Here is a 4,384-nt window from a genome sequence, read left to right as displayed (position 1 = left end):
ACGTAGATCTGTGCGCGGCCGCCACGGTCGGAGGTGAACACCACCTTGCTGCCGTCGGGCGAATAGGACGGCGAGGTGTCGATGGCGGTCGAGTTGGTCAGCCGCGTCGTCGAGCGGCTGCGCAGGTCCATGGCGAAGATGTTGGAATTGCCGTCGTCGCGCAGCAGGCTCATGATCACCTTCTGGCCATCGGGCGAAAAGCGCGGCGCAAAGGTCATGCCTGGGAAATTGCCGACCAGTTCGCGTTGGCCGGTCTCGATCTGCAGCAGGTACACCCGCGGCTGACCGCTTTCATAGGACATGTAGGTGATTTCCTGCCGGTTCGGCGAGAAACGCGGCGTCAGCACGATCGACCTGCCGTCCGAAAGATAGCGGACGTTGGCGCCGTCCTGGTCCATGATCGCGAGGCGCTTCTTGCGCGCATTCTTGGCGCCGGATTCGTCGATGAAGACGACGCGGGTGTCGAAATAGCCTTTTTCGCCGGTCAGCCGCTCATAGATGGCGTCGGCGATGATATGGGCGACACGCCGCTGATTGGCATCGTTGGCGAAGAACTGCTCGCCAGCCATCTGCTGGCCGGCAAAGGTATCCCACAACCGGTACTGGGCGCGGATGCGGCCGTCGGCTTCCTTGCTGACGCTGCCCGTGACCAGCGCCTGAGCGTTGATCACCTTCCAGTCGTCGAAGCGCGGTGCTGCATCGGGGTTGGTGATTTTCTCGATAAAGGCGCTCTTGTCGATCGGAGCGAACAGACCCGAACGCTTCAAATCGGCGGTGACGATCTGCGAAATCTGCGCCCCAAGCGCGTCGCCGCCCTGGAAATCCGTGATGGCGATCGGCAGCGGCTCGACGTTGCCCTTGTTGACGTTGAGCTCGACGAGCGCCAGCGCCGGCAACGTGCCTGCCGCGGTCATGCCCATCGCCATTGCTGCGACCATCAGGAGCGGCTTGAGGATTGATTTCATGTCTTCTCGCTTCTCGTACTGATTTTCGGATGACAGGGCCTTAGAGGCCGAGCATCTCCCTTGGATCGAAGGTGACGCGGACGTCGGCCCAGATGTCCTGCTTGCCGGCGGGAACTTGCAGGCCGGTGACATCGCATTTTTGCACCGCACGAACGGCACTTTCGTCGAACTGGCGATTTCCGCTCGACTTTTCGACCGCCGGGCGCCCGTCCAGCTTACCGGATGCATCCAGGTTGAACCGCACCACGACGAGGAAGTTCTCGGAACCTTCAAGGCCGACAGGAAGGGTCCAGCAGCCGCCGAGCTGGCTTTCCAGGGCACCCATTTCGGACCTGGAGAGCTTCTGACCTTGGTCCTTGTCGCCGCCGAGCGACGCCTGCTGGGTCGAGCGCTTGGCGCCGCCGCCGGATGGTTTCTGCTTGTCGAGGAGCGCGGAGATCTCGTCGGCGTTGAATTGCTTGTCATCGGATTTCGGCTTCGACGACGCTTCCTTGACCGGCTTGTCGGCGTCCTTGCGCTCCGGCGCCTTGGCGCTTTCGGCCTGCGCCGGCTGCGGCTTCGGCCGCGCTTCCGGCGCGGGAGCGGAATCCGGCAGCTGCGTCGCCTCGGCGGGCGGCTCCTGCGCTATGGCTTCAGCGACGGCGTCGGGCTTGACCTCGGGCGTCGGATCGATGGCAGCGGTCTTGTCCTGCGGCGGCGGGGTCGGCGCCGGCTTGGCCGGTGTCGGCTTGGGATCGGCCTGCTTGACCGGCTCGGGCTTGACCTCTTCCTTGGGCGTCGGCGCCGGCGCCACTTCCGTTGCCGGGGTAGGCTTGGGCTTCTCCTGCGGCTTCGGCACGTCCTCAGGCTTCGGCTTTTCGATCGGGGTCGGTGCGGGCGGCGGAGCCGAGGTCATGTCGACGGGCTTGGGCTTGGCTTCCGGCGTTATCGGCTTGTCGGTATCGACACTGTTCTCACCGACCTTCTGCGCATCCGGCACAATGTCCGGGCGCTGCGTCGGCACAGGGGCCGGCTTTTCATGCATCACGGCCTTTTTGTCGCCCTGCAACGTCTGCGCAATGGCTTCCATCGGCACGATATCGACCGCGACCGACTCGACGTCGGACGACGGAAGTGCCGCCGGCGCCGTCAGCGTGAACAGGCCGAAGGTCAGCGCCGCCGTATGCAAGATCACCGATGTGGTGAGGCCGGTCTTCATCGCGCGTCTACTGGTCCTGTTCCTGCAGTGAAACCAGGCCGATGTTCTTGTAGCCGGCGGCCGAAATGCGGGCCATCACCTTCATCGCCGTACCATAGTCGGTGGACTTGTCGCCGCGGATGAAGATGCGCTCCTCATAGCCGGTCTTGGAAATTGCCTGCAGCTTGGCTACCAGTTCCTCGATCGGGATTTCGGTTTCCTGCAGGTAAATCTGGCCGGCGGCGTTGATCGAGACGGTGATCGGCTGCGTGTCGGCATTCATCGCCTTAGCCTGCGTATCCGGCAGGTCGATCGGCACGCCGACCGTCAGCATTGGCGCCGCGACCATGAAGATGATCAGCAGCACCAGCATCACGTCGACCATCGGCGTGACGTTGATCTCGGACATCAGTGCATGGTGACGGCCGCGCCGCCTGTGGCCGCGCCCGCCGCGTCCTGCCATGCCCATGGACATACCCATCTGCTACTCCTCAGGCCTTGGGGGCCACTTTTTCATCGATTTGGCGCGAGAGTATGGCGGAGAACTCGTCGGAGAACCCTTCCATGCGCACGGCTATCTTGCTCGCATCGGACGACAGCTTGTTGTAGGCGATGACGGCGGGAATGGCGGCGAGCAGGCCGATGGCCGTCGCCAGCAGCGCTTCGGCGATGCCCGGCGCAACCACGGCGAGACTGGTATTCTTGGAGCCGGCGATCGCCTGAAACGACGTCATGATGCCGATGACGGTGCCGAACAGGCCGATGAAGGGTGCCGCCGAGCCGGTGGTGGCAAGGAAGCCGAGGCGGCCTTCCAGCTTTTCCATCTCGCGGGTCAGCGCCAGGTCCATCGCCTTGTCGATGCGGGTTTGCAGGCCGAGCGGCGACTTGGCGCCCTTCTCGAAACTCTTCTTCCACTCGCGCATGGCCGCCACGAAAATGGCGCCCATGCCGGTGGTCTTGCGATCGGCGAGCGTGCGGTAAAGCTCCTCCAGCGACTGCCCCGACCAGAACACCTGCTCGAACCGGTTGAGCGCCAGCCGCATGCGGGCATAGGAAACCAGCTTGTCGACGATGATCGCCCAGGTCCAGACCGAGGCGCAGAGCAGGCCGATCATGACCAGCTTGACCACCCAGCTGGCCGAAACGAACAGCGACCAAACCGACAATTGCGCGCCCGGATCGGCGAGTGCGATATTTTCCATCGTTACGTCCTTAAGATTTTCCGGGCGAAGCTGGCGGCTGGCCCCTGGCATCCCTTGTGGTCGGTTCGCACGAAGCTACCGGAACAACCCCAAACTGTGCCGTTGTCGGCCTTTTCAGGGCAAATATTGGTGAAAGGAAGGCGTTCGATAACGCCAATCTTCACCAATCTCTTCATGAACCGTTATGGTTAAGGATGGGTTAGTATATAAGGCGCGGCGCATTGCCACGCCCGCACAGTTGTAACGCCATCATCCAAGCGCGAAGTCAGGATGGGTTGAGATTCAGGTCAGGCCGAGCCGAAAGCGGCGGTTTCCGAGAACCGGAGCGGAGGGTACTTGAAGCACCCGAGCACCGGAAGCGCAGGGAATCACCGTTTGCAGGCCGGCATCACCTGAATATCATCCCATCCGGGGCATGAATGCCGCCACCCATTCCTTGGGAAAGCGCCTTGGGCGGCCATTCTCGCCGATGATCGCCGCCTCGACCTTGGCCTCGACCAGCACCTCGTCGCCGCGCTTGAGCTGTTGCGCCATGAAGATGCGCGCGCCGGAAATCTCCTCGGTGCGGGTGTCGACGGTCAGGATGTCGTCGATGCGGGCCGGGCCGCGAAAGTCGATCTCCATGCGGCGCACCACCCAGACTATTCTTTCGCCATGCTTGCCGTCGGCAAGCTCTGTGTGGTGCACGCCGGTCAGCCTGAGATAGTCGGAGCGGCCGCGTTCGAAGAATTCGAGATAGCGAGCATGATAGACGACGCCGGAGAAATCGGTGTCGGCATAATAGACCCGCGCCATCAGCCGGTGGCCGAACGCCGTCAGCGCACCGGAAAGCCCGGCCAGCAGCGTCGCCGATTCACCATGATCGCCCATTGCGCTTCCTTTTTCAGCCCCGACGAGGCACCTGTTTCCCGCGTGACACAGCATCGGATGGCACTGTTGACGGCGATGATCAAGACTTTGATGGCGGCGCTGTTCGTGTTGGTGGCTTTGGCGCTGCCTGGCCAGACCGCGACATTCTCGATGAAGCGCGGCCTCAATCT

At 62.9% G+C, this 4,384-nt stretch carries 5 protein-coding genes; all 5 read right to left on the bottom strand.

Translation table 11 applies throughout. The features are described 5' to 3' along the window. Positions 1 to 965 (bottom strand): Tol-Pal system beta propeller repeat protein TolB (gene tolB / locus EN969_RS18785; protein ID WP_127419302.1); only part of this gene is annotated, 965 nt, incomplete at its 3' end. Positions 966 to 1,005: 40 nt separating this feature from the next. Then, complete coding sequence (locus EN969_RS18780) at positions 1,006 to 2,163, bottom strand: TonB family protein (RefSeq protein WP_013529147.1); 1,158 nt, start codon at positions 2,161 to 2,163, stop codon at positions 1,006 to 1,008. 7 nt (positions 2,164 to 2,170) lie between these two features. Beyond that, on the bottom strand, positions 2,171 to 2,623 hold the full coding sequence (tolR, locus tag EN969_RS18775) for a protein TolR (RefSeq protein WP_013529146.1): 453 nt from the start codon (positions 2,621 to 2,623) through the stop codon (positions 2,171 to 2,173). A gap of 10 nt (positions 2,624 to 2,633) precedes the next feature. Continuing rightward, positions 2,634 to 3,344: a protein TolQ gene (gene tolQ / locus EN969_RS18770; RefSeq protein WP_013529145.1), complete on the bottom strand. Its 711-nt coding sequence runs from the start codon at positions 3,342 to 3,344 to the stop codon at positions 2,634 to 2,636. A 399-nt stretch (positions 3,345 to 3,743) separates the two neighbouring features. After that, positions 3,744 to 4,214 carry a tol-pal system-associated acyl-CoA thioesterase gene (ybgC, locus tag EN969_RS18765; protein WP_013529144.1) on the bottom strand — a complete coding sequence of 157 codons (471 nt, stop codon included), beginning with the start codon at positions 4,212 to 4,214 and terminating at the stop codon, positions 3,744 to 3,746. Positions 4,215 to 4,384 lie beyond the last annotated feature (170 nt).

Source organism: Mesorhizobium sp. M7A.F.Ca.CA.003.01.2.1 (assembly GCF_003998945.1).
GTDB classification, from domain to species: Bacteria; Pseudomonadota; Alphaproteobacteria; order Rhizobiales; family Rhizobiaceae; genus Mesorhizobium; species Mesorhizobium ciceri.
This window is presented reverse-complemented; position numbering and strand designations above follow the sequence as displayed.

Coding starts and splice junctions, on each gene's coding strand:
- EN969_RS18780 (WP_013529147.1), bottom strand. CDS start 2,163: ATGAAGACCGGCCTCACCACATCGGTGATCTTGCATACGGCGGCGCTG.
- tolR (WP_013529146.1), bottom strand. CDS start 2,623: ATGGGTATGTCCATGGGCATGGCAGGACGCGGCGGGCGCGGCCACAGG.
- tolQ (WP_013529145.1), bottom strand. CDS start 3,344: ATGGAAAATATCGCACTCGCCGATCCGGGCGCGCAATTGTCGGTTTGG.
- ybgC (WP_013529144.1), bottom strand. CDS start 4,214: ATGGGCGATCATGGTGAATCGGCGACGCTGCTGGCCGGGCTTTCCGGT.